Annotated in this window: 19 protein-coding genes; 8 read left to right on the top strand and 11 right to left on the bottom strand. The window is 51.5% G+C overall.

Features of this window, described 5'->3' with window-relative positions; all coding sequences use genetic code 11:
- Positions 1-44: 44 nt before the first annotated feature.
- Positions 45-1,223, top strand: coding sequence for a hypothetical protein (locus tag ACJJI1_RS03145; protein WP_444958515.1), 1,179 nt, complete (start codon positions 45-47; stop codon positions 1,221-1,223).
- Positions 1,224-1,314: 91 nt separating this feature from the next.
- Here the strand turns inward: ACJJI1_RS03145 and holA are convergent, their stop codons facing one another.
- The 3 genes from holA to leuS all read right to left on the bottom strand — a co-directional run bounded on the left by holA (position 1,315) and on the right by leuS (position 5,540).
- Positions 1,315-2,319: a DNA polymerase III subunit delta gene (gene holA / locus ACJJI1_RS03140; protein ID WP_444907430.1), complete on the bottom strand. Its 1,005-nt coding sequence runs from the start codon at positions 2,317-2,319 to the stop codon at positions 1,315-1,317.
- A gap of 13 nt (positions 2,320-2,332) precedes the next feature.
- A complete protein-coding gene (locus ACJJI1_RS03135) occupies positions 2,333-2,857 on the bottom strand; it encodes an LPS-assembly lipoprotein LptE (protein WP_444896284.1) in 525 nt (174 codons plus the stop codon).
- Positions 2,858-2,942: 85 nt separating this feature from the next.
- A complete protein-coding gene (leuS, locus tag ACJJI1_RS03130; RefSeq protein WP_444958514.1) occupies positions 2,943-5,540 on the bottom strand; it encodes a leucine--tRNA ligase in 2,598 nt (865 codons plus the stop codon).
- Between the two features lie 161 nt (positions 5,541-5,701).
- Here leuS and ACJJI1_RS03125 point away from each other — a divergent pair, with 161 nt between their 5' ends.
- The 3 genes from ACJJI1_RS03125 (at position 5,702) to ACJJI1_RS03115 (ending at position 7,516) form a co-directional block, all read left to right on the top strand.
- Positions 5,702-6,151: a zinc ribbon-containing protein gene (locus ACJJI1_RS03125; RefSeq protein ID WP_108734284.1), complete on the top strand. Its 450-nt coding sequence runs from the start codon at positions 5,702-5,704 to the stop codon at positions 6,149-6,151.
- A 197-nt stretch (positions 6,152-6,348) separates the two neighbouring features.
- Entirely contained in the window at positions 6,349-6,930 is a 582-nt protein-coding gene (locus ACJJI1_RS03120) for a YdcF family protein (RefSeq protein ID WP_444958513.1), read from the top strand.
- A gap of 172 nt (positions 6,931-7,102) precedes the next feature.
- The gene (locus tag ACJJI1_RS03115; RefSeq protein ID WP_413663111.1) at positions 7,103-7,516 is read left to right on the top strand and encodes a hypothetical protein; all 414 of its coding nucleotides are present in this window, start codon (positions 7,103-7,105) and stop codon (positions 7,514-7,516) included.
- A 10-nt stretch (positions 7,517-7,526) separates the two neighbouring features.
- Here the strand turns inward: ACJJI1_RS03115 and ACJJI1_RS03110 are convergent, their stop codons facing one another.
- The 6 genes from ACJJI1_RS03110 to miaB form a co-directional block, all read right to left on the bottom strand.
- Positions 7,527-8,444 (bottom strand): TIGR01777 family oxidoreductase, encoded by a 918-nt coding sequence (locus ACJJI1_RS03110; RefSeq protein ID WP_444958512.1) that lies wholly within the window; start codon positions 8,442-8,444, stop codon positions 7,527-7,529.
- A gap of 114 nt (positions 8,445-8,558) precedes the next feature.
- Positions 8,559-10,124: an apolipoprotein N-acyltransferase gene (gene lnt / locus ACJJI1_RS03105; protein ID WP_444958511.1), complete on the bottom strand. Its 1,566-nt coding sequence runs from the start codon at positions 10,122-10,124 to the stop codon at positions 8,559-8,561.
- Between the two features lie 70 nt (positions 10,125-10,194).
- Entirely contained in the window at positions 10,195-11,091 is an 897-nt protein-coding gene (locus ACJJI1_RS03100) for a CorC family transporter (protein ID WP_413663108.1), read from the bottom strand.
- Positions 11,092-11,162: 71 nt separating this feature from the next.
- A complete protein-coding gene (gene ybeY / locus ACJJI1_RS03095; RefSeq protein WP_444958510.1) occupies positions 11,163-11,633 on the bottom strand; it encodes an rRNA maturation RNase YbeY in 471 nt (156 codons plus the stop codon).
- A gap of 16 nt (positions 11,634-11,649) precedes the next feature.
- A complete protein-coding gene (locus tag ACJJI1_RS03090; RefSeq protein ID WP_444958509.1) occupies positions 11,650-12,705 on the bottom strand; it encodes a PhoH family protein in 1,056 nt (351 codons plus the stop codon).
- 194 nt (positions 12,706-12,899) lie between these two features.
- Positions 12,900-14,267, bottom strand: a complete 1,368-nt coding sequence (gene miaB / locus ACJJI1_RS03085) for a tRNA (N6-isopentenyl adenosine(37)-C2)-methylthiotransferase MiaB (protein WP_413663105.1) — start codon at positions 14,265-14,267, stop codon at positions 12,900-12,902.
- 180 nt (positions 14,268-14,447) lie between these two features.
- Between miaB and ACJJI1_RS03080 the strand changes: the two genes are divergently transcribed.
- The 3 genes from ACJJI1_RS03080 (at position 14,448) to olsF (ending at position 17,553) form a co-directional block, all read left to right on the top strand.
- Complete coding sequence (locus ACJJI1_RS03080; RefSeq protein WP_172975496.1) at positions 14,448-14,780, top strand: DUF1820 family protein; 333 nt, start codon at positions 14,448-14,450, stop codon at positions 14,778-14,780.
- A gap of 311 nt (positions 14,781-15,091) precedes the next feature.
- Positions 15,092-15,883 (top strand): UDP-2,3-diacylglucosamine diphosphatase, encoded by a 792-nt coding sequence (locus ACJJI1_RS03075; protein ID WP_444958508.1) that lies wholly within the window; start codon positions 15,092-15,094, stop codon positions 15,881-15,883.
- The gene (olsF, locus tag ACJJI1_RS03070; RefSeq protein ID WP_444958507.1) at positions 15,880-17,553 is read left to right on the top strand and encodes a bifunctional ornithine lipid synthase OlsF; all 1,674 of its coding nucleotides are present in this window, start codon (positions 15,880-15,882) and stop codon (positions 17,551-17,553) included. The genes ACJJI1_RS03075 and olsF overlap by 4 nt, the downstream gene beginning before the upstream one ends.
- A gap of 84 nt (positions 17,554-17,637) precedes the next feature.
- Here the strand turns inward: olsF and ACJJI1_RS03065 are convergent, their stop codons facing one another.
- Together ACJJI1_RS03065 and ACJJI1_RS03060 are read right to left on the bottom strand one after the other, a co-directional pair.
- Positions 17,638-18,912: an aspartate aminotransferase type Ic gene (locus ACJJI1_RS03065; RefSeq protein WP_444958506.1), complete on the bottom strand. Its 1,275-nt coding sequence runs from the start codon at positions 18,910-18,912 to the stop codon at positions 17,638-17,640.
- Positions 18,913-19,103: 191 nt separating this feature from the next.
- Positions 19,104-19,970, bottom strand: coding sequence for a DUF6279 family lipoprotein (locus tag ACJJI1_RS03060; protein WP_444958505.1), 867 nt, complete (start codon positions 19,968-19,970; stop codon positions 19,104-19,106).
- Positions 19,971-20,232: 262 nt separating this feature from the next.
- On the opposite strand from ACJJI1_RS03060, the gene nagB-II reads away from it, so the two are divergent.
- The gene (gene nagB-II, locus ACJJI1_RS03055; RefSeq protein ID WP_444915685.1) at positions 20,233-21,231 is read left to right on the top strand and encodes a glucosamine-6-phosphate deaminase NagB-II; all 999 of its coding nucleotides are present in this window, start codon (positions 20,233-20,235) and stop codon (positions 21,229-21,231) included.
- The last annotated feature ends 24 nt before the right edge of the window (positions 21,232-21,255 follow it).

The raw sequence follows: 21,255 nt of genomic DNA, 5'->3' as shown, positions 1-21,255 counted from the left end.
TATTTTACTTGTATTTATAATTTTATTCTGAGGGAGATTGATAAATGAAAAAGATTACACTTGCTGCTGCTATTGCTTTGATTGCTGGCGCAGGTCAGGCTGTAGCCGATAATAACTACGGTGATCAGGTTCAGCTCGGCGAAAATAACTCTGCAAATGTATCCCAAGTATATGAGGCTAACAATAATGCTGCCTATCAGTGGCAGGAGGGTAATGATAACGTAGCTGTTGCAGCTCAGGATTATGCTGATGATAACTACATTGATCAGACCCAACTCGGTGACCGCAATGCTGCTTACACCAGTCAGTCCAGCCAAATGGGCAGTGAAGCTTTGACCTACCAGGATGGGGAAGGTAACAATGGAACTATCCACCAGTGGACCGGTTCCTACAATAGTGCCTACGCTGCGCAGTTTGGTAGTGAAAATATGATCCACTTGGATCAGTATACTAACTCTAACTTTAACTATGCCGACATGTATCAAGACGGCAGCGACAACATGGGCGTTCTGCAACAGGAAGGTGACGGTAACTACTTCGTCAGCACCCAGGTTGGAGACAACAATGGTGTTTGGAACAGCACCTGGTACTCCTCATTTGATGGTTTTGTTGGTGGTCAGGTAGGTGACTTCAACGTAGGTACTGTTTTTCAGTCAGGTGCTGAGAACACTGCAAACCTGATGCAGAGTGGTGATATTAACCTGCTCGACCTGTCTCAATCCGGCCTCAGCAACACTGCGACTATCCTGCAGCAAGGTGATGCTAACGCTGCTTTCGGTTACCAATCCGGTGTTAACAACGTTGCCAATATCACCCAGAATGAGACCAATAACTTTGGTGCTATGGCTCAATTTGGCAATGACAATACCGCTAACCTTGTACAAACCGGTGACATGAATAGTGCTGACTTTGGTCAGTATGGCGATGCTAACCTGGCAAATATTGATCAGACAGGCAACAGCAACTACGCCTATGGTTACAGTGCTGGTGTTGCAAATATCGTAGATATTGATCAAGCGGGTGAGTTGAACCTGGCAGAAGTTCACCAAGACTTTGGCGGCGATAACCTGATTACTGTGGCCCAAACTGGCTACGAGCATTCCGCTCACGTTGGACAGGGTGGCTATGAAAATGTTGCCACTGTTAGCCAGAACAGTGCATATAATATGGCTAGCATTGAGCAGGTTGGTGCAAGCAACGTTGCCACCATCACTCAGAACTGATTCTGAAGAGTTTCAGGTATGAAGAAACCGCCCTATTGGGCGGTTTTTTTATATAAAGGTAGAAGCTAATCCTTATCTAAGAGCAGATTGACTAAATGGTTCTCTGCCCGCAAAAATTGAGAGTCAGCTCTAATAGCCCTGTCCATGGAGATTGCTGCCCACTACCACCTTTAATAGAGCTATCTATAGCTCGAGCGCGAATTAATAAGCTTTCCAGTTGCTTCTTATTAAGTCTGTGTAGGGCTCCTTGGACCAATGGCTGTCGCTTTTGCAGCCGAACCAATCTCGCTAGAGGTTGGCCTTGATCCAGTTTTTCCATAATGTCGAGAAGAGTGCGAATTTCTCTTGCTATTGCCCAAAGCACAATGGGTGGTTCAATACCTTCGACCCTCAATCCGTCGAGTGTTTTGACTGCTTTGGCTGAGTTGCCAGAGAGTGCTGTGTCAATTAGGTCAAAAACACTGTAACGGGCGGAGCTGGTGACACTATGCTCCATCATTTCCCGGGTGATTTCTTGCCGGGGGCTGGAAAGCTTAAGTTTTTCTATCTCCTGGCTTGCGGCAAGCAAGTTACCCTCTACTCTTTCTGCCAGGATTTGTACTGCTTCTGGTTCGGCTGAGAGGCCTGCAGATGCAAGGCGCTGGTTGATCCAGCGGGGCATTTCCTGAATCGTCACAGGCCATACCTGAACCAGTACTCCTGATTGTTCTAGGACTTTGACCCATTTGCTGTTGAGTTGCGATTTATCAAGTTTCGGTAATACCAGTAAAAGCAAAAGATCTTCACTCGCCATTGAAGCAAACTCTTGCAGGGCTTTACTGCCCTTATCCCCGGGTTTACCTCCGGGTAAACGCAGCTCGACAAGTTTTTTTTCTGCGAAAAGAGACATATTTCCGGCTGAAGCAACCAGCGTGTTCCAGTCAAAATTATGCTCTGCGTGAATAAGTTCTCGCTCGGTGAAACCGTGCTTTTTCGCTGTTGAGCGGACTAAATCGCAGCACTCTTGTACTATTAAGGGCTCATCACCAGTGATAATAAAAATTGGCGATAGGCCCTTTTTTAGATTTTGCGATAATTGATGGGGGTTAACGCGCATTAATAAAACTAACCTAGTAGCTCTTTTCTTCTAATGAAGCATTCACATCGATACGTCGTAAGCGATCGATAATGCGCCCAATAAGCTCCCGCTGCATCTCCGCGCGCAAGGTATTTTCCTCTTCACTTTTACTGACAATTTCATCGACATCCCACTCCAAGGTGCGGTAAACATCTGCCTGTGCTTTATTTAGGAGGACTTGGCCTGAAGCTGTGCGTACGCTATAGATTGCACTGGTAATTAATTCGTATTCAGATGCTCGCCCTTCAGAGTCTACAGCTACGGTTAGTTTTCTCTCGGTTTCCTGGTGAATGATGAGTGTATAGTCAGCTTCTGCAGGTGATTCCGCCATAGGCACACCCGCATTATTGAGCAGTCGAGTTAATTGATCTGCGATATCACTGCGAGGGTCTACTGTGGATATATAGAGTGTACTACCGGGAGGAAAATTCTTAGGGGCGCCTCTTAGATGCCAGCCGCAACCGGCAATAGTGATAGCGAGAAGAAAAATAAAGGCTCGAATTGCGATTGTTTTCATAAACTACTTGCCTTGGTCTTGTCGGCTACAGCGAGCTGACTTAAGTGAGCCGGGAGTGAAACTCCCGGCATCATATTGCGGGTCTTTACTTGGCGACAATATTAACCAGCTTGCCAGGTACGACAATTACTTTGCGCACCGTAGCTTCACCGATAAATTTCTGAACGTTCTCATCGGCGAGGGCGAGTTTTTCCAGGCTCTCTTTGTCTGCATCAGCAGGCGCATCCAGTTTTGCGCGTACCTTGCCATTGACCTGGACGACCAAAGTAATCGAGGTGCGCACCAGTGCTTTTTCATCTGCCATTGGCCAAGGAGAATCGATTAGGGCACTGGTATTCCCCAGCACCTGCCACAGTTGGTGACAGATATGAGGAGTAACCGGAGCCAACAGCAAGACGGCGGTCTGTAGGGCTTCTCTCTCTACAGCCAGTCCTTGATCACTGTTGCGATCTGCCAGCTTGCCGACTTCATTGAGCAATTCCATTACTGCTGCGATAGCGGTATTAAAGGTCTGGCGGCGGCCATAGTCATCCCCCACTTTTTGGATGGTCTCGTGGGTCTTGCGGCGCAGCTGCTGTTGCTTGTCATTGAGGGACTGCTGGTCGATCTGTGCTTCACTGGAGCCCGCTGCAATATGGGCGTGAACGGTCTTCCAGAGTTTGCGCAGGAAGCGGCTGGCACCTTCCACACCGGCATCGTGCCACTCCAGAGTCTGCTCCGGAGGGGCGGCAAACATGGTGAACAGGCGAACGGTATCGGCACCGTACTCCTCAACCGCAGCGTGAGGGTCTATGCCATTGTTCTTGGACTTGGACATCTTTACCACGCCGCCGGCAATAATCTCTTCGCCGGTGGCTCGCTCAATCGCTTTGGTCGGCTTGCCCTTGTCATCGCGCTCGACGTCCACATCGGCGGGGTTGATCCAGGTCTTGTGGCCGTGTTCTTCCTTGTAGAAGGATTCGGCTAACACCATGCCCTGACACAGCAGCTGCTTGAAGGGTTCATCGCTATTGACCAGGCCCTCATCCCGCATCAGCTTGTGGAAGAAGCGCGCGTAGAGAAGGTGCAAGATGGCATGTTCAATACCGCCGACATACTGGTCCACTGGCAGCCAGTAGTTGGCGCGGTCCGGGTCCAGCATGCCCTCTTCAAAATCGGGACAGGTATAACGGGCGTAGTACCAGCTGGACTCCATAAAGGTGTCGAAGGTATCGGTTTCACGTTCTACGGGAGTGCCGTTGAGTTCGTCTTTACGCCATTCGGGGTCGGCTTTAATAGGTGATTGAACGCCGTCGAGCTCGACATCTTCCGGCAACAGGATCGGCAGCTTGTCTGCGGGTACTGGTATTTCTCCGCCGTCGGCCAGGTTGAACATGGGGATGGGCGCACCCCAGTAGCGCTGGCGGGAGACACCCCAGTCGCGCAGGCGATAGTTGGTCTTAACCCGACCCTTACCTGCAGCAATCAGCGCTTCGGAGATCGCAGTAAAGGCGCCATCAAAATCCAGGCCGTCAAAACTGCCAGAATTCACCAGTTTGCCTTTCTCTGTATATGCCTCTTGTTCCAAATCGACAGACTCGCCGTCGGCAGCCTCGATAACCTGGATAACAGGCAGCTGGTATTTTTGTGCAAACTCCCAATCGCGCTGGTCGTGTGCCGGTACTGCCATCACCGCGCCTGAGCCGTAATCCATCAGAACATAGTTGGCCACCCATACGGAGACTTCTTCACCGCTGATGGGGTGAATTGCCTTGAGCCCGGTATCCATGCCTTTCTTGTCCATCGTGGCCATATCGGCTTCGGACAGGGACTGCTTTTTGCACTCGGCGATAAAGGCTTTGAGTTCGGGGTTGGACTCGGCAAGCTCCAGGGCGATAGGGTGCTCGGCGGCGAGGGAAACATAGGTAACGCCCATGAGTGTATCCGGGCGGGTGGTATACACATCGAAGTGGTCCATGCCCGCAATAGGCTTGGGCAGGGCAAAGCTCAACTCTACACCCCGGCTCTTGCCGATCCAGTTGCGCTGCATGGTGCGCACCTGCTCGGGCCACTCGGGCAGTTTGTCCAGGTCTTCGAGCAGCTCTTCCGCATAATCGGTGATCTTGATAAACCACTGGGCCAGCTCGCGACGCTCAACGGTGGTGCCACAGCGCCAGCAGGCGCCATCTTCGACCTGCTCATTGGCCAGTACGGTCTGGTCGTGGGGGCACCAGTTCACCGCAGAGTTTTTCTTGTAGACCAGGCCTTTTTCGTAGAGGCGGGTGAAGAACCACTGCTCCCAGCGGTAGTAGGAGGGTTGGCAGGTGGCCAGTTCGCGGGACCAGTCAAAGCCAAAACCCAGGGCCTTGAGCTGGCCTTTCATGTACTCGATATTGGCATAGGTCCATTTGGCTGGAGCGGTCTTGTTCTGGATGGCCGCATTCTCTGCCGGCAGACCGAAAGCATCCCAGCCCATCGGGTGCAACACGTTTTTGCCCTGCATGCGCTGATAGCGAGTAATTACATCGGTAATGGTGTAATTGCGCACATGCCCCATGTGTAGCTTGCCGCTGGGGTAGGGGAACATGGATAGGCAGTAGAACTTTTCCCTGCCGGCGTCTTCCTTTACTTCAAAGCTCTTCTCGGCCTCCCAGAATTCCTGGGCGGAAGCTTCGACTGCGGAGGGGTTGTACTGCTCTTCCATCGATTCGGGACCTATACTCTGTGATCAAAATTTGCGGGAAACTGTTCAGTGTTTATTGGGGGATGTGAACGCTTGTCAATCGGTAAAGATTGATCGCGATCAAGTTTCGCTCCCAGTGCATCTTTTACGATGCGTAAACGCGGGATTATAGGAGGGATACCGTGACGAAGGAACCAAAGTTGCCGCCGAAGGACGATCTGATTAATGAGTTTCGCGAAGACTTTGAAGATTTGGTCGAAGGTGAGCTGGCTGTTGAGAATCTCACCGCCAATAAGATGGCATTTTTGCGCGCTTGGCTGAAAGATGACCTGCATCGTGCTGCTGACTATATCCGGGGACTAGGTGGGGAATTGAAGACCCTGGAGGAGCGCAGCGGTGATTGGCTGCTGGATGCGGCGGACCCCACAGAGACCGCCTGGCCAAACTTAATGCGATGCATTAAAGAGGGCAAGCCCTGGGCTTTGGCCGGCGAGTTTGTAGGGCCGGATGAGGAGTTGCAGTGTTTGGGCTGTGGATACCGAGCTATGCCGCCGGCAAATACCCAGATCACTCCCTGCCACCGGTGTGGTTATGGATGCTTTCGTCAGATTGAGGGTGGTCTCGAGTATTGAATGGGCTCTATACGGCGGCGGCCACGCTTCTGATGCCTCCAGCAGCCCCATTGTTGGGGCTGCTGGTTGCATTCCTTTTGCGATTCTCTTCATCCGGGTCCCTGCTTGAGAGATGCTCTCTACCCTTGGCTGTGATTTCCTTTTGTGTGCTTTGGTTAGGGGCGACCCCGGCATTCTCATCCTGGCTTGGGGATCGATTGGGAAAAGTACCTTATCAACCCCATATAAGGCCTGAGGCTGTTGTGATCCTTGGTGCAGGGCGTTATCGCGACAGGTATTCGAATAGGGAGAGACTCTCTGCGGCGAGTCTCGAAAGAGTTGCCGGTGCTGTCGAGCAAGCACCAGAAGAGTTACCGATTCTGGTATCTGGCGGTCGGGTTCACAGCGGAGAGCGGCTGGCAGAGTCTGATTTAATGGCTGCGTTGTTGGAGGAGGAGTTTTCCACTCCGGTCACTTGGCGTGAAGATTGCAGTCGTACTACTGCAGAGAATGCAGTAAATAGTGCTGATATTTTGCACAGTGCTAACGTGAGGTCGGTTTTTTTGGCCACTCACTGGTGGCATATGCCTCGGGCAGCGGAAATTTTTACCCGCGCTGGCTTAGAGGTACAGCCCCTGCCGGTTGGGAGTGCCGGAGAATTGATGCCTCGCGCTCAGACAGGTGTGGGGCGTTGGTTGCCCAATGCTGTCTCCCTGCTGAGGACCCAGGTCTACTGGCGGGAAATACTGGCACGGATCTGGTATCGGTGGAGTTCGCTACCGTCCATCAGAAAATGTTGAGGATGGATAAGGAACTTTTTGATAAATGTAATCTCAGAGGCCTACAGGATTTGAGGGATCAGGCGTCGAGCCCAAATGTTTGAGAGCTCTTGATTGCTAGTTGTACCGGGCTTAGGATGACTGGCGCCACAGGACATACCCATTGATTACCTTTTTATATGGAGTAGCGGCTGTGGATAAGAAACATAACAATAATCGAGATAACCTTATGATGAAGGGCATCCCACTTTCTTTCTCTCCGATACAGTTGCATAACCGGTTAAACCGGGCTGTTTGGATTGGCTTCAAGCGGGTTGAGCAAGATGGCCGCACACTGGTTTTTCTGTGTGCCGGTGGCGATAGCGGCGCCCAACTCAGTAAAAATTTTGAGACCTTTGCCGGGCAGATTGTTCGGGAGTTCGGTTTTGCTCCCGCCGAAGTGGAGTTTATCGAGCTGCGTTCAAAAGCTGAGGAGTCCCATTGGTATCGCTGGCATGCCCAATGGGTGGGGTCTGCGCCAATGGAGTGCCATGGCGACCTGGTGACCAGTGAATCTAGCCGACGCTACTTAGCCCAGGCACTCGAAAGCGATATGGCCGCTGCTTAAATTCATTTGTTCAGGCGCTGGCTTTAGTGGTAGCGCCGTCACCCTTGAGCAGGTCTGAGAGGGCCTGCTCCAGAGTTGGAAATTGGAAGGTATAGCCGGTTTCCAGTGCTGTACAGGGCTCGACCCTATCACTGGCTAGCAGTAATTCATCAGCCATCTCTCCAAAAGCTATCTTTAAAGCCCAGGCCGGTAAGCGTAAAAACGCCGGGCGATGCAGCTCTTTGGCCAGGATCCGGGCAAAGCTGTTGTTGGTTACAGGTTCCGGTGCACTTCCGTTAAATGGACGGCAAAGTTGATTGTCGATGGCGTGTAATAACAGCCCGACTTCGTCTTCTTCGTGAATCCAGCTCATCCAGTGCTCGCCCGAGCCCATGGGGCCGCCAAGCCCGAGCCGAAATGGTGGCAGCATTTGGGGAAGGGCGCCACCGCGCATGGAGAGAACGATAGCTGTGCGGATAATGCCTACCTTAACGCCAGAGTGCTGCAGCGGGAGCGTGGCGGCCTCCCAGTCCCGACACAGCTGTGCGGCAAAGCCCCCTCCTGGAGCGCTGTCTTCTTTCAGTAACTCCCCTCCGCGATTGCCGTAATAGCCGATTGCGGAGCCGGACAAGAAGTAGGATGGCTTGTCTCTTTGGCCCAGGGTCCAGCGAACCAGCTTCTCTGTTGTGTCCAGGCGTGAACTGCGAATTTCAGTGCGATATTTTTCTGTCCAGCGACGGGAGATGGGGGCTCCGGCAAGGTTCACAATAACATCTACGGGCTGGTTTACCTCTGCGGGATCGCGGCAGGCCTTGGCTGATTCGCCACACAAGTTTCGAACCCTGTCCGGATGTCGGCTTAATACCGTAATAGTATTGCCTCGCTCCAGCCAGCGCCGACAAAAGAGTCTGCCTATAAGCCCGGTGCCACCGCTAATCAAGCAATGCATGGGGAATCACCTTGCCTTATATTCGCTAGAAAATTGAATGGAGCATAGCAGTGATATTCAGTGGCGGTAGCTTACCGATGGCCACCCCGGCAGGGAGTGGCCACAGGGCTTGTTTTAATCGGGTAGCTCGCCACTGAGAGGGGAGTTGGATTGGGGTTCCACCCTACGGCGTAAAAACAGGGCCAGGGCCAGCATTGGAAGCGCCAAGGCAAATACCAATGAGATGCCGGCTAGCATAAACGGAGTGGCGCCACTCATCGCTCTGATATCCCCGGTCATATTCGCGCGCTCGAATTGGGGGAGTTTTTTAATAACCTTCCCCTTGGGGTCCACAATTGCCGTCACACCAGTATTTGTCCCTCTCACCAGGTAGCGACCAGTTTCCAAAGCGCGCATCTGCGCCATTTGCATATGTTGTAATGGGCCAATAGAGGTCCCGAACCATGCATCATTGCTAATGGTCAGCAAAACCTGGGAAGACAGTGCTGAGTCGGCAACCAGCCTGGGATAGACAATCTCATAGCAGATAAGCGGCGCCCAGCTTGCACCAGCAGCATTGAGCGGTGATTGTTCGTCCGGGCCTGAGCGGATAAAGGAAGTGGGGAGATTAAAAAACTCGATAGTGCCCCGAATAAAATCCTCCAGAGGTACATACTCACCAAAGGGGACCAGGTGGCGCTTGTGATACACGCTGGGGCTCTGGCCAAAAACAGCGGCGGAGTTGTGAATACTCCGCCCCTCCTGTGCCGAACCCCGGGTGTCATAGAGAATACCGGTGATCAAATCGATGTTGGTAGTCTCAGCATTGCGTTGCAGCGCCTGCATAAGGTTGGGGGCTTGCCCGTAGAGCATGGGCAGGGCGGCTTCGGGCCAGATAATAACGTCTACATCCTGATCGCTAAGGGCGCGAGTACCCTCCTGGTAGCGACTGATAGTTTCCCCGCGAAACTCTGGCAACCACTTCTTTTCCTGAGGAATATTAGCCTGCACCAGCCCAACGCTGATAAGAGGACCTTTTGCGGAGGTCCACTCCACTTGGGAGATGGCAGCTCCTATTGGCCAGGGGGCCAGTGCCGCAGTGAGTAGAATGATATGGCTGTGTCGCTTGAGCGGGGATAGGCGGCCACTGACAACCAGGGCCAGCACTGCGCCGGTAAATGCCAATAGCAGGCCTATGCCGTAGACACTCAAAATCGGCGCCCAGCCCGCTAGCCAGGTTTCTGTATGGCCATAGCCGGCGAAGAGCCAGGGGAAACCGGTAAAGGCCCAGCTGCGCAGCCATTCACTGATAAACCACAATGCGGCAAAAGCCAGGGCGAAGCTGAATTTATTATCTGTGAAGCGGCCCAGAATGTAGAAGGGCGCAGCTAACAGCAGCGCCATAATAGCGACAAAGCTTCCGGTGAGGGCCAGTCCTAATGGCACCGATGAGTTGCCAAAATTTGTAATCGAAACGTAGACCCAGGAAGCCCCGCAGGCGAAGAGGCCCAATCCATAGCAGAGGGCGAGCCAGAAGCTTTTGTGGCCCGGTAGCACCTGCCCTTTGGCTGCAGAGAGCAGAATCCAGGCGAATAGTGTGAGGGACAGCAGGCCACATACCCAATAGTTAAATGGGGCAAATGAAAGTGTCATCAACCCGCCAGCTACAACGCTGGCGAGAGGAGAAAATAATCTGCGCATAAAGTTGTTGTCAGGATACCCCGTTCGCTCAGGGTATCAGTGTGTTAAGGCTTGCAGTAATGGGCGGTACTCAGCTGTCTTCTTCTGGCGGTTTGCGCATATGGGCAACCCGCAAAAGGTGTATCTGGCGGCTGTCTGCATAGAGTACCCGGAACATAAAGTCACCCAGTCGGGTGACTTCGTCACGGCCCGGCAAATGGCCGAATGACTGCATAATAAGACCGCCGACAGTGTCGAATTCTTCATCACTAAAGGCGCTCTCGAAAAATTCATTGAACTCTTCAATGGGAGTCAGAGCTTTAACGATAAAATCGTTTTCCCCAACTTTACGGATATAGCTATCCGCTTCTTCCTCGTCGGTCTCGTCTTCGATTTCACCGACAATTTCCTCAAGGATATCTTCGATAGTCACAACACCGGATACACCGCCGTACTCGTCTATCACGACCGCCATATGGTAGCGGTTCTCACGGAACTCGCGCAGCAGGATATTGAGGCGCTTGCTCTCGGGAATAATATTGGCTGGGCGGATCAGGTCTTCGAGCTGAAATCCGTCGAAACCTTTCAACAGGAGAGGGAGCAGGTCTTTGGCGAGCAATATCCCGCGAATATCATCGACACTTTCGCCGACGACAGGGAATCGGGAGTGACCCGAATCAATAATTTTGGGGAGGAACTCTTCCGGCTTATCGTGAAGGCCTACCACAACCATTTGCGAGCGTGGAATCATAATCTCACGGACTTGCTGGCTGGAAACGTCCAGTGCGCCTTCGATAATAGAGAGCGCTTCAGCATCTACCAGCTGATTTTCAGCGGCGTCCTTAATGATGTCCAATAGTTCGTCGCGCGACTTGGGTTCAGCTGAAAAGGCGCTGAACAGCTTTTCCAGCCAACTTTTTTCACTCGCGCGGGATTTGCTCGCTGAGTGACTACTTGGGGGCTCGTCTGTGGTCATGGAAGTGGCCATGCTCCGGGGTTCTCTCGTTTGTAGATAAAGTTCAGTAGCAGTTTGCCATTACTTCGGTGGTACAGCGGCTATCATCCCACTTCATCCAGCGGGGCGTAGGGGTCTGCAATGCCGAGGTTGGCGAGCAACTTCGTTTCCAGGCTTTCCATAACCTGAGCATCTGCATCTTCGATATGGTCATAACCTAGAAGGTGCAGTGTGCCATGGACCACCATATGTGCCCAGTGCGCCGATAGTGATTTGCTCTGTTGCTCCGCTTCCAATTCAACTACTGGGGCACAGATCACAAGATCTCCAAGCATAGGGAGATCCAGCTCCGCAGGAAAATCGGTAGGGAAGGATAAAACATTAGTGGGTTTATCCTTGCCCCGGTACTGGTGATTAAGTTCCTGGCTCTCACTTTCGTCCACGATTCGCACCGACAGTTCCGCATCGTTGCGGTGGCCGGTCAAAGCCTTGGATACCCAGTTGCTGATAGCTTCATCGGAAGGGATGTCGTGGCAGCGGCTGACCCGCTGCACATCGAGTGTTAAATCAGTCATAACTCAAGTGCGGACTCTAAGCGGCATTCTCATCGGCTTTATTGGAGATTCGATCTGCCGAGGCCATTTCCAGCTCGGCTTCATGAATATCGTAGGCCTCCACAATGCGCTGCACGAGGGGGTGGCGAACCACATCCTTGGCTCCAAAGTGGGTAAAGCTAATTCCGTTAACCCGCTCCAGTACTCCAACAGCATGGCGCAAACCGGAAGCCTGGCCACGGGGCAGGTCGACCTGGCTGGGGTCACCGGTAATAACGGCGGTGGAGCCAAAGCCAATCCGAGTGAGGAACATTTTCATCTGCTCGCGGGTGGTATTTTGGCTCTCATCGAGAATAACAAAGGCGTTGTTCAGGGTGCGCCCGCGCATATAGGCAAGGGGAGCAACTTCGATAACGTTGCGCTCGATCAGCTTGCCAACAGTCTCAAAACCGAGCATTTCGTAGAGGGCGTCGTAGAGCGGACGGAGGTAAGGGTCTACTTTTTGGCTCAAATCACCGGGCAGGAAGCCCAATTTCTCGCCGGCTTCAACGGCGGGGCGGACCAGGAGGATTCGCTCAACTTCATCCTTGAGCAGAGACTCCACAGCACAGGCTACCGCCAGGTAGGTTTTACCGGTACCGGCGGGTCCGATACCGAAATTGATATCATTGGTCTGCACAGCGCGAACGTATTTACGCTGATTAAGCCCTCTGGGGCGTACCGAGCACTTCTTAGTGCGAATCAGTACTACTTGGTCAGCTTCGCTGGAATCACCGCTACCATCTTGGCCGGTGAGTTCTTCAACCCCCGCTTGTTGTAGAGCCAGGTGAATCTCATCTGGAGTGAGATAGTCCTTGGTACCGGTTTCCTTGTAGAGCCTACTGAGTAGTTCGCCAGCGGCACGCGCCGATTTGGCGTCGCCGAAAAATGAAAACTGGTTGCCGCGATTTCGAATTTCGATATCCAGGCGCTGTTCTATTTGGCGTAGGTGTTGGTCGAACTGACCACAGAGATTGGCGAGACGGCGTGCGTCGTTGGGCTCGAGAGTGATGCTGTGAGCGAGGGTTTGTGTTTCCAAATTGGTTTCCGGCACCTTTAATCCAGGGGTTATATTGCTAGGGTATACCCATTTTCCCTAAAGGGGAAAGAGGTGATTCCTACAAATAGGTTCTAACTTTACCTGATTTTAATTACGGGGCGTAATTTGGGGGGTAAGTTGAGCCTAATTTGGCGGCAGGATGTGCTTTTGAAGTACATCTTGCCGCTATTTGAGGTAATCACAAAGTCTTAGAACAGGTCTTCTTCCAGCTCAGATGTGACTAAAGTACCGCGCAGGGAGTTTGGCAGGGCCTCTTCAATCACAACATCGGCAAATTTGCCGATCAGGGCGAGATCGTCCGCGCGGAAGTTGACTACCCGGTTGTTCTCGGTGCGGCCTTGCAGCTGTCCGGGGTCCTTTTTGGAAACACCGGTTACCAGTACACGCTCGGTGTTGCCAACCATGCGGCGTGCAATAGCTGCCGCCTGCTGGTTAATCCGCGCTTGCAGCAGCTGTAGGCGCTGCTTTTTCACCTCTTCAGGGGTGTCATCGGCCAGGTCGGCAGCCGGAGTACCTGGGCGAGGGGAGTATATAAAGCTGAAGGAGATATCGAAGCCCACGTCCTGGATCAGGTTCATGGTCGCCTCGAAGTCCCTGTCAGTTTCGCCGGGGAAGCCGATAATAAAGTCTGAAGACAGGCAGATATCCGGGCGAATTTTCTTCAAGCGGCGGATCTTGGATTTGTACTCCAGGGCGGTGTGGCCGCGTTTCATTGCCATCAGAATGCGGTCGGAGCCACTCTGTACGGGCAAGTGAAGGTGACTAACCAGTTCTGGAACCTGTCCGTAGACATCGATCAGCGCATCGGAGAACTCTACCGGGTGAGAGGTGGTATAGCGGATACGGTCGATGCCATCGATCGCTGCCACATAAGTGATCAGCTCGGCGAAATCCACTTCGTGGCCATCTTCTCCTGTAGCGCGGTAGGCGTTTACGTTTTGCCCAAGCAGGTTCACTTCGCGGACACCTTGGTCTGCCAGGTGGGCGATCTCTTCGAGTACATCGGCCACAGGGCGGCTGACTTCTTCGCCACGGGTGTAGGGAACCACGCAGAAAGTACAGTACTTGGAGCAGCCTTCCATAATAGAGACAAATGCGGTGGCGCCGTCGGCCTCTGGCTGGGGCAGGCGATCAAACTTCTCGATCTCCGGGAAGCTCACATCGACGATAACTGCGCCGCTTTTTTGCTCCTTGGTCTCCATCATCTCCGGTAGGCGATGCAGGGTCTGGGGGCCAAAGATCAAGTCTACATGGGGCGCGCGCTTGGCAATCGCCTCGCCTTCCTGACTGGCTACACAGCCGCCAACACCAATCACCAGGTCGGGATTTTTTTCCTTCAGGTGCTTCCAACGGCCCAGCTGGTGGAACAGCTTTTCCTGGGCTTTCTCGCGGATAGAACAGGTGTTGACCAATAGTACATCCGCCTCGTCGGGATCGTCGGTAGGTACCATGTCGTGGGACTCGCCGAGCAGATCGCGCATCCTCGCGGAATCGTACTCATTCATTTGGCAGCCGTGGGTCTTAATATATAGCTTTTTCACCGATGTTTCGGACATATCGCGCCTGGTTAAAAACTGGTCAACAATTAGGGTGGGGCATTATAGCGATACGACCCGGCACTGCATAGATGGCTATATTAGCTGTTGCGAACCTGTGCTATTCTTGCGCGCTTTTTCGGGCTTTGCCCGTTCTTTGATCAATTTGAGCTTCGGGGTCATCCCCATCCTGAGAGACTTATGGCCAACCCGATTTATAAAGTTATTTTCCACAACCAAAACCAAGTGTACGAACTCTACGCTCGGGCCATTTATCAAAGTGATATGTACGGCTTTATCGAGGTGGAGGAGTTTGTATTTGGGGAAAAGGCTCAGCTTGTGGTCGATCCCAGTGAGGAAAAGCTGAAAACCGAATTTGCTTCGGTAACCCGTTCCTATATTCCGATGCACAGCATCGTACGTATTGATGAAGTGGAAAAAGAGGGCACCGGCAAGATTGTTGAAGTAAAGGGTGACAAAGTTGCCAAGTTTCCTTTTGCCCCGCCTATCCGTCATCCCCAGGACACAGAGTAAGCTTTATTTTTACTCTGAATCAGGCCGGGCTCTATGCCCGGTTTTTAGCGCCAAAATCATCCGCTGCACCTTTTTTTCCTCTGCAATATAAGCTTCAATAAAAATCCTCCTGACTGTCATCAAATCGCTGCAAAGTGGTTGCGCTGACGATCAACGACGTTCTGTATTTAGTTGATCTCAATTTGCTAGCAAGAGAGCAAATACGGATTTATCGATTTTTCTCAAGTTAGCTCAAGCGACGACCTATATTTTTGCCGCGTATCTGCCCTGATTTTTATGGGCTGATAACTGGTACAGACTGGAACTTTGCTATGAGCAATCGCTATCGCGCACTGTGGATTTCCGATGTCCATTTGGGCAGCAGAGACAGTGAGCCCCATCGACTTGCAGATTTTCTGGCTCAGAATCGCGCCGATACGGTCTATCTGGTTGGGGATATTTTTGATATGCAGGCACTCGCTCAAGGACGGGGTACATGGTGCCAGGCCTCTTCGCTGCTACTGGAAATGCTTTCCGAATTAAGTAGCCTGACGCCTGAAGTCATTTATATTCCTGGAAATCACGACGCTCCAATGCGCAGCTGGGCCGGAAAGCGGCTCGGCAATATCCGAATTGAAAAAGACTATATCCACACCGCTTCCAATGGGCGTCGTTTTTGGGTAACCCACGGCGATCAGTTTGAACACCGAATTAAAATAAATCCAATCAGTTACCATATCGGCGATCGCAGTTATTACCTGATGCTGCGCTTTAATCGCTGGATCAATTATTGGCGCAATCGATTTAACAAGCCCTGGTGGTCGCTGGCCAGCCAGATAAAAAATCGTGTGGGTGCCGCTCGACAAATGATGAGTGATTTTGAGGATGTCGCCTCCCGTGAAGCGATATCGCGTGGATTTGATGGTGTTATTTGTGGCCATATCCACAGGCCTGCCCTTAGAAATAAAACAGTGTGTGGGGATGCTGTGACCTATGCGAATTGTGGTGATTGGGTCGACTCTATGAGTGCGGTTGTAGAACAACAAGATGGCAATTTAGATCTTTTACATTGGTATCGGACTCCAAAAATTGCCAGCATAATGACAGAGGTGGTTGCGGCATGATTCATCTTGAGACTCTTTTGCAGAAAAACGCCTGGTACAGCGCGGCACCACAAAAAACCACGCGAAAATTGGTTTCTGCCACAGTAAAGAAAATCTGTTGTGAGGAGCAGCTACAGGAATTTACCAGCAGTTACCCCCACCTTGGCGGCCTGGATTTTATTCGCCAGGTATTCGATGACTTGAATTTTCGCTACGAATTAAATCCATCAGAGTTGGCTCGGGTTCCCACTAGTGGGCCGCTAGTGATTGTGTCTAATCACCCCCTAGGAAGCCTGGATGGTCTCGCTCTGATCGATATGGTGGCGCGGGTACGGAAAGATGTTCGAGCTGTTGCGAGCCAATTATTATGGAACATAAAATCCCTGCGCCCCTGTTTATTGCCTGTAGATAACTTTAATGGGCGTACCCGTCGAGCCGATATCGAAGGTATCTATAGCCATTTAGGTGAAGGGGGAGCGATTATTATTTTCCCGGCGGGAGAAGTATCCAGGCTCACCCCCCATGGGGTTCGGGATGGACGCTGGAATTCAGGCTTTGCCCGTTTTGCGGAAAAAACCAATGCGCCGATATTGCCAGTGCAGGTTTTAGGGAGAAATTCCTGGTGGTTCTATGGCCTCTCCATGTTGAACAAGCCTCTCTCGACTTTATGGTTGATTAGGGAGATGTTTAAACAGGCCAGCCGCAGTATTGATATTCGAATAGGACGTCCCCTGGAAGCGGAACACTTTCGTAGCTGGCCGCTAACACCCCGCGCCAAGGCTGCCTTGTGGCGTAAACATGTCTACCAATTACATCGTTCGCCGGCCCCTCTGGGACCGGAATTAATTGTTGAAGCTGAACCAAAAGCCGATGTAGCGCGAGTGGTTGAGTCCTGTGTATCACTCTCTGAACTGGGTAATTTTTCTGTGCGTTTATATCGGCAGAAAGCAGATTGCCCCGTCATGCGGGAATTGGCCAGAGTGAGGGAGATTGCCTTTCGATCAGTGGGGGAAGGGACCGGGCAGAGCCGGGATTGGGATGCGTTTGATGCTCATTACGACCATCTATTGTTGTGGGATGCAGAAAATCGACAGATTGCAGGAGCTTACCGCATAGCAGCGACCGAGGCGCTCTCGGATGATCAGATATACAGCAGTACGCTTTTTAATTACCCGCAGCCTCCTCGGCAGTGCCTGCCAGATTCTGCAGAGCTAGGGCGTAGCTTCCTACTGCCGGAATATTGGAGAGGGCGCGGGTTAGACCTGCTCTGGTGTGCTATTGGACAGTGGGTATTGCGCAATAAGGTACGCTACCTATTTGGCCCAGTGTCTATGCCCGGTACATTTTCCGTGAGAGCGAAGTCCGTTATTGTGCGCTATTTTTCCCATTATTTTGCTCCTGAAAACTCCTTGGGGGATGCTCGACTGCCATTTCCGGAAGCACAATCTGAACTGCCTGAATTACTTGGGGATTCGGTGTCAGATATGCGTCAATTGAAGCATATTTTGCGTGAGGAGGGCGTTATGCTACCTCCCCTATTTAAAAAGTATGCCTCTGTTACTAAAACGGGAGGGACCAGTTTCCACGCCTTTAATATTGACCCGGATTTTTGCGATGCTGTGGATGGGCTGGTCGTTGTTGATTTATCAAAAGTGGACGAGAAGTTTGCTAAACGTTATTTATCCAGCTGACTTAGAAGTGACTCTTTATGAAAAAGGCAGCGTAAAGCTGCCTTTTTTTAAGATTCAGGAAATCTCACCTGGCATTTTGGATGGTTAAATTTTGCCAAGCTTTTTACGTAGGCTCACCAGTTTGACACAGAGGACGAAAACAGACATTGCGGTATCCAGTTCTTCCAGCGGTGGGAAACTGGGTGCAATACGAATATTGCTGTCCTCAGGGTCCTTGCCATAAGGGAAGGTAGCGCCGGCAGGTGTTAATTTTACTCCGGCATCCGCAGCCATTTTAACCACTGCTTTTGCGCAACCGGGAAGGGTATTAAAGGAAACAAAATAACCTCCTTCAGGTTTTTCCCAAGTACCCATATCTGCATCGGTGAGGGCATTATGTAAATGCTCCAGAACACACTCGAACTTCGGGCGAAGAATATCTGCATGTTTATGCATGTGTTCTGTCAGGCTGGTGTATTCGGTAAAAAATCTCGAGTGACGCAATTGGTTGACTTTGTCAGGACCAATGGTCATTGCCTGCATTTGGCCTTTGAGGGAATCGAGATTTACCTGGCTGGCGCTCACAAACGCAACGCCTGCGCCAGCGTGGGTGACTTTTGAAGTTGAGGCAAACTGTATTACGGAGTCTGCAGTATCATTTTCCAGGGTTGCTGTGCGAATATTTGGCAGATTTACATAGTTGCCAATGTCGTGCACCGAATAGGCATTGTCCCAAAATATCCGGAAGCCGGCGCCGGCAAATTGTCCCAGCTGCGCCAATCTTTCTACAGTTTCCTTGCTGTAAGTGGCTCCTGTTGGATTTGAAAACTTGGGCACACACCAGATACCAACAATCTCTGCGTCTTCACGCACGAGCTTTTCCACAAGCTCCATGTCGGGCCCCTGCTCTCCCATGGGCACGTTAATCATCTCGATACCCAGCTGCTCACAGATCGTAAAATGGCGGTCATAGCCGGGAACAGGGCAGAGAAATTTGGGAGCTTTTAATTCGCGCCAGGGGGTAGTGCCCGCAAAGCCGAACAGGTAACCGGTGACTAGGGCGTGATACATCAGTGTGAGAGAGCTGTTGCCTCCGGCAATCACTTCGCTGACCGGCACTTGAAGCATTTCGGCTCCCAGCTCCCTTGCGCAGGTCAGACCGATTAGGCCACCGTAGTTGCGAGTGTCGGTACCGTCTGCCGCTCGATAGTCACCGGAGAGAATTCCATCAAGTTTATCGGAAAGTTTTAATTGCTCCGCCGAGGGCTTTCCACGTGTGATATCCAGGCTTAACTCGTGTTGACAGATCTTGTTGTAGTGAGCGCTTAATTCTTTTTCCCACTCGATCAATTGTTCCTGTGTGGCGGATTCGATATGCACTTGAATTCCCCTGGCTGGTAATGTGAGTTGGCGAGCTTATCAGCCTTAGGTTGCTTTCGTCAGCAGGAAATCACACATGATTATTAGTTTCTCTTGAATCTATTGCGTGGAATTTATCCTGGATACGCTAGCTTTTTGAGCTCTCATGTCGTTCATTAGCTTGGCGGTGGTGTTGGGATCTGGGCGTCTGATTATTGGCTGGATAGAGAGTGGAAGTCCTGGGCATAGTCGCGCAGAGTTTTGCTTAGGTGACGACGTTGTGTGGGGCTGGTACTGGACAGAATTTGTTCTCCCAGTTCGCGAGCTTGGATTTTGCGCTGCTCTTGCGCCTTGCGATATTCGTCGGACCAAAGTTGGTCTGGGTTTTCCAGCAGACCGCGCAACTGTTGTTGGTATCCATCAGGCTTCTGTCGGAGAAGCTCAATGGCATGTTGCTGCCAAATCATATGTTGTTCGTTACGTAATACAGGGTTGTACTCTACCTGCTTTACCCAGGCTGCGATCAGCTGCTTTTGTTGCTCGGTTAAACTTCCCAGCCATCGCCTGCTCTCCCGGCGAATTTGCCGATCGCGGTGTCGTTGTATTTTCCACGGCGAGCGCTGCCATTTTTCCAGTGTTTTCTGCTGCTTTTTGGCCAAGTTGTGTTGCAGGCGATCAATCTGTTGTGGCGTTAACTGCGCCACAATAGGAAGCATTAAGTTGAAGGCGTTGTTACTGGCGCTTTCGATGAAGTGGTACACCTCTTTTTCAACCGGAGCCAGCTGAGGATTCTCAAGTTGACCTTGATCTACTTTATCTGCCAGTTGGCTCAGGAAATCGGCATATTTTGGTAGCTGTGTTTGGCGGTGCCAGTGAAAGAAGCTGTTTAGAGCCCCTTGAAACTCCAGCTCTTGCTGGGAATTTAAGTCGACATAGTCACGAAGCTTCCAGCGTATCCAATAATCAATGTTGTTATAGGCGAATTGTATGCTGGAGCAGCTGCTCAGTAAGCTCGCAACTACAAGGAGAATGATTAAACGCCATTTTTGTGTGGTGTAACTGCCCGGGGTTTGGGGCATTGATCCTTCCTGTAGATATGATCGACAGCAACTGATAGGGGTGCCTTAAGCATAGATTAAAAAGGTATACCCAATTCCAGTTTTGTTGTGACAGTAATGGGGTCTCGGGTTGGCGAGCTAGTGGGCGTTTGAAAACAAAGCAGGACGATTAATGGCGTCAATTAACCGAGGTGAAGTACTGCTGGGCATAGACTGATTGATGGAGCTCGGTATTAATGTGAGAACTGGGTTCATATTTTGAGTGAGTCAGGTAGGAAGTATTATGGTTACCACGGTCATGGAGGCTGAGGCTCGTGAGGCGCCGGATAGGATTGCTGAACAGCTGCATTCCAATGCCAATATAATGTCCCATCTGGGAGAGCGGCTGCGCCAGAAGCCTCCTCGTTTTGTGATGATTGTGGGGAGGGGTTCTTCTGATCATGCGGGCGTCTTTGCCAAGTATCTGATAGAGATTGAAACTGGTACCCCTACTTTTGCTGCCGCACCGTCGGTCTCCAGTGTTTATGGTCGCAAATTAAAGCTCGATGAGGCCCTGGTTATCGTCATTTCCCAGTCTGGGAGAAGCCCAGATATTCTGACCCAGGCCCGCATGGCGAGAGAGCAGGGGGCTTATACAGTCGCTTTGCTTAACGATGAAGATGCGCCGATTAAAGATGTGGTTGACTTGGTAATTCCCCTAAAGGCTGGCCCGGAAAAAGCGGTTGCAGCTACGAAAAGTTATCTGGCGACCCTATCTGCGATACTGCAGATGGTCGCCAATTGGACGCAGGACCCCGCTCTTTGTAGTGCTCTGGAAAAGTTGCCGGAAACTTTGAGATCTGCGGTGCGGGCAGAAATTCAATTGCGCCCGGAAAACCTGGCCTCGGTACAAAATCTGGTAGTTTTGGGGCGGGGTCCCGGTTATGGGATTACCCGGGAACTGGCGCTGAAGTTAAAAGAAGTCTGCAATATCCATGCGGAGTCCTATTCCAGTGCGGAATTCTTGCATGGCCCCGTTACGCTGGTGGAAGGGAAATTGACAGTGGTGAATGTTCCAATCGAGGATGAGTCATTCCCCACACACAGCCAGCAGATCGATGAAATTCGACGGCGTGGGGCGGCTCTGATTAATTTGCATGTGCCGAGTAAGGGGGTTCACCCGAGGGTGGCTCCACTGGCGCTGTTGCAGCGTTTTTATATCGATGTGGCCCACGTGGCGGTAAGTCGGGGGATTAATCCCGATGAGCCGGCGGGTTTAAAGAAAGTTACTCAGACAGTCTGAATAAAACAGAAAATAATATTTGGG

This window comes from Microbulbifer maximicatervae (SeqCode), assembly GCF_052467065.1.
The sequence above is the reverse complement of the archived record's forward strand: the minus strand, read 5'-3'. Positions and strand labels throughout refer to the sequence as shown.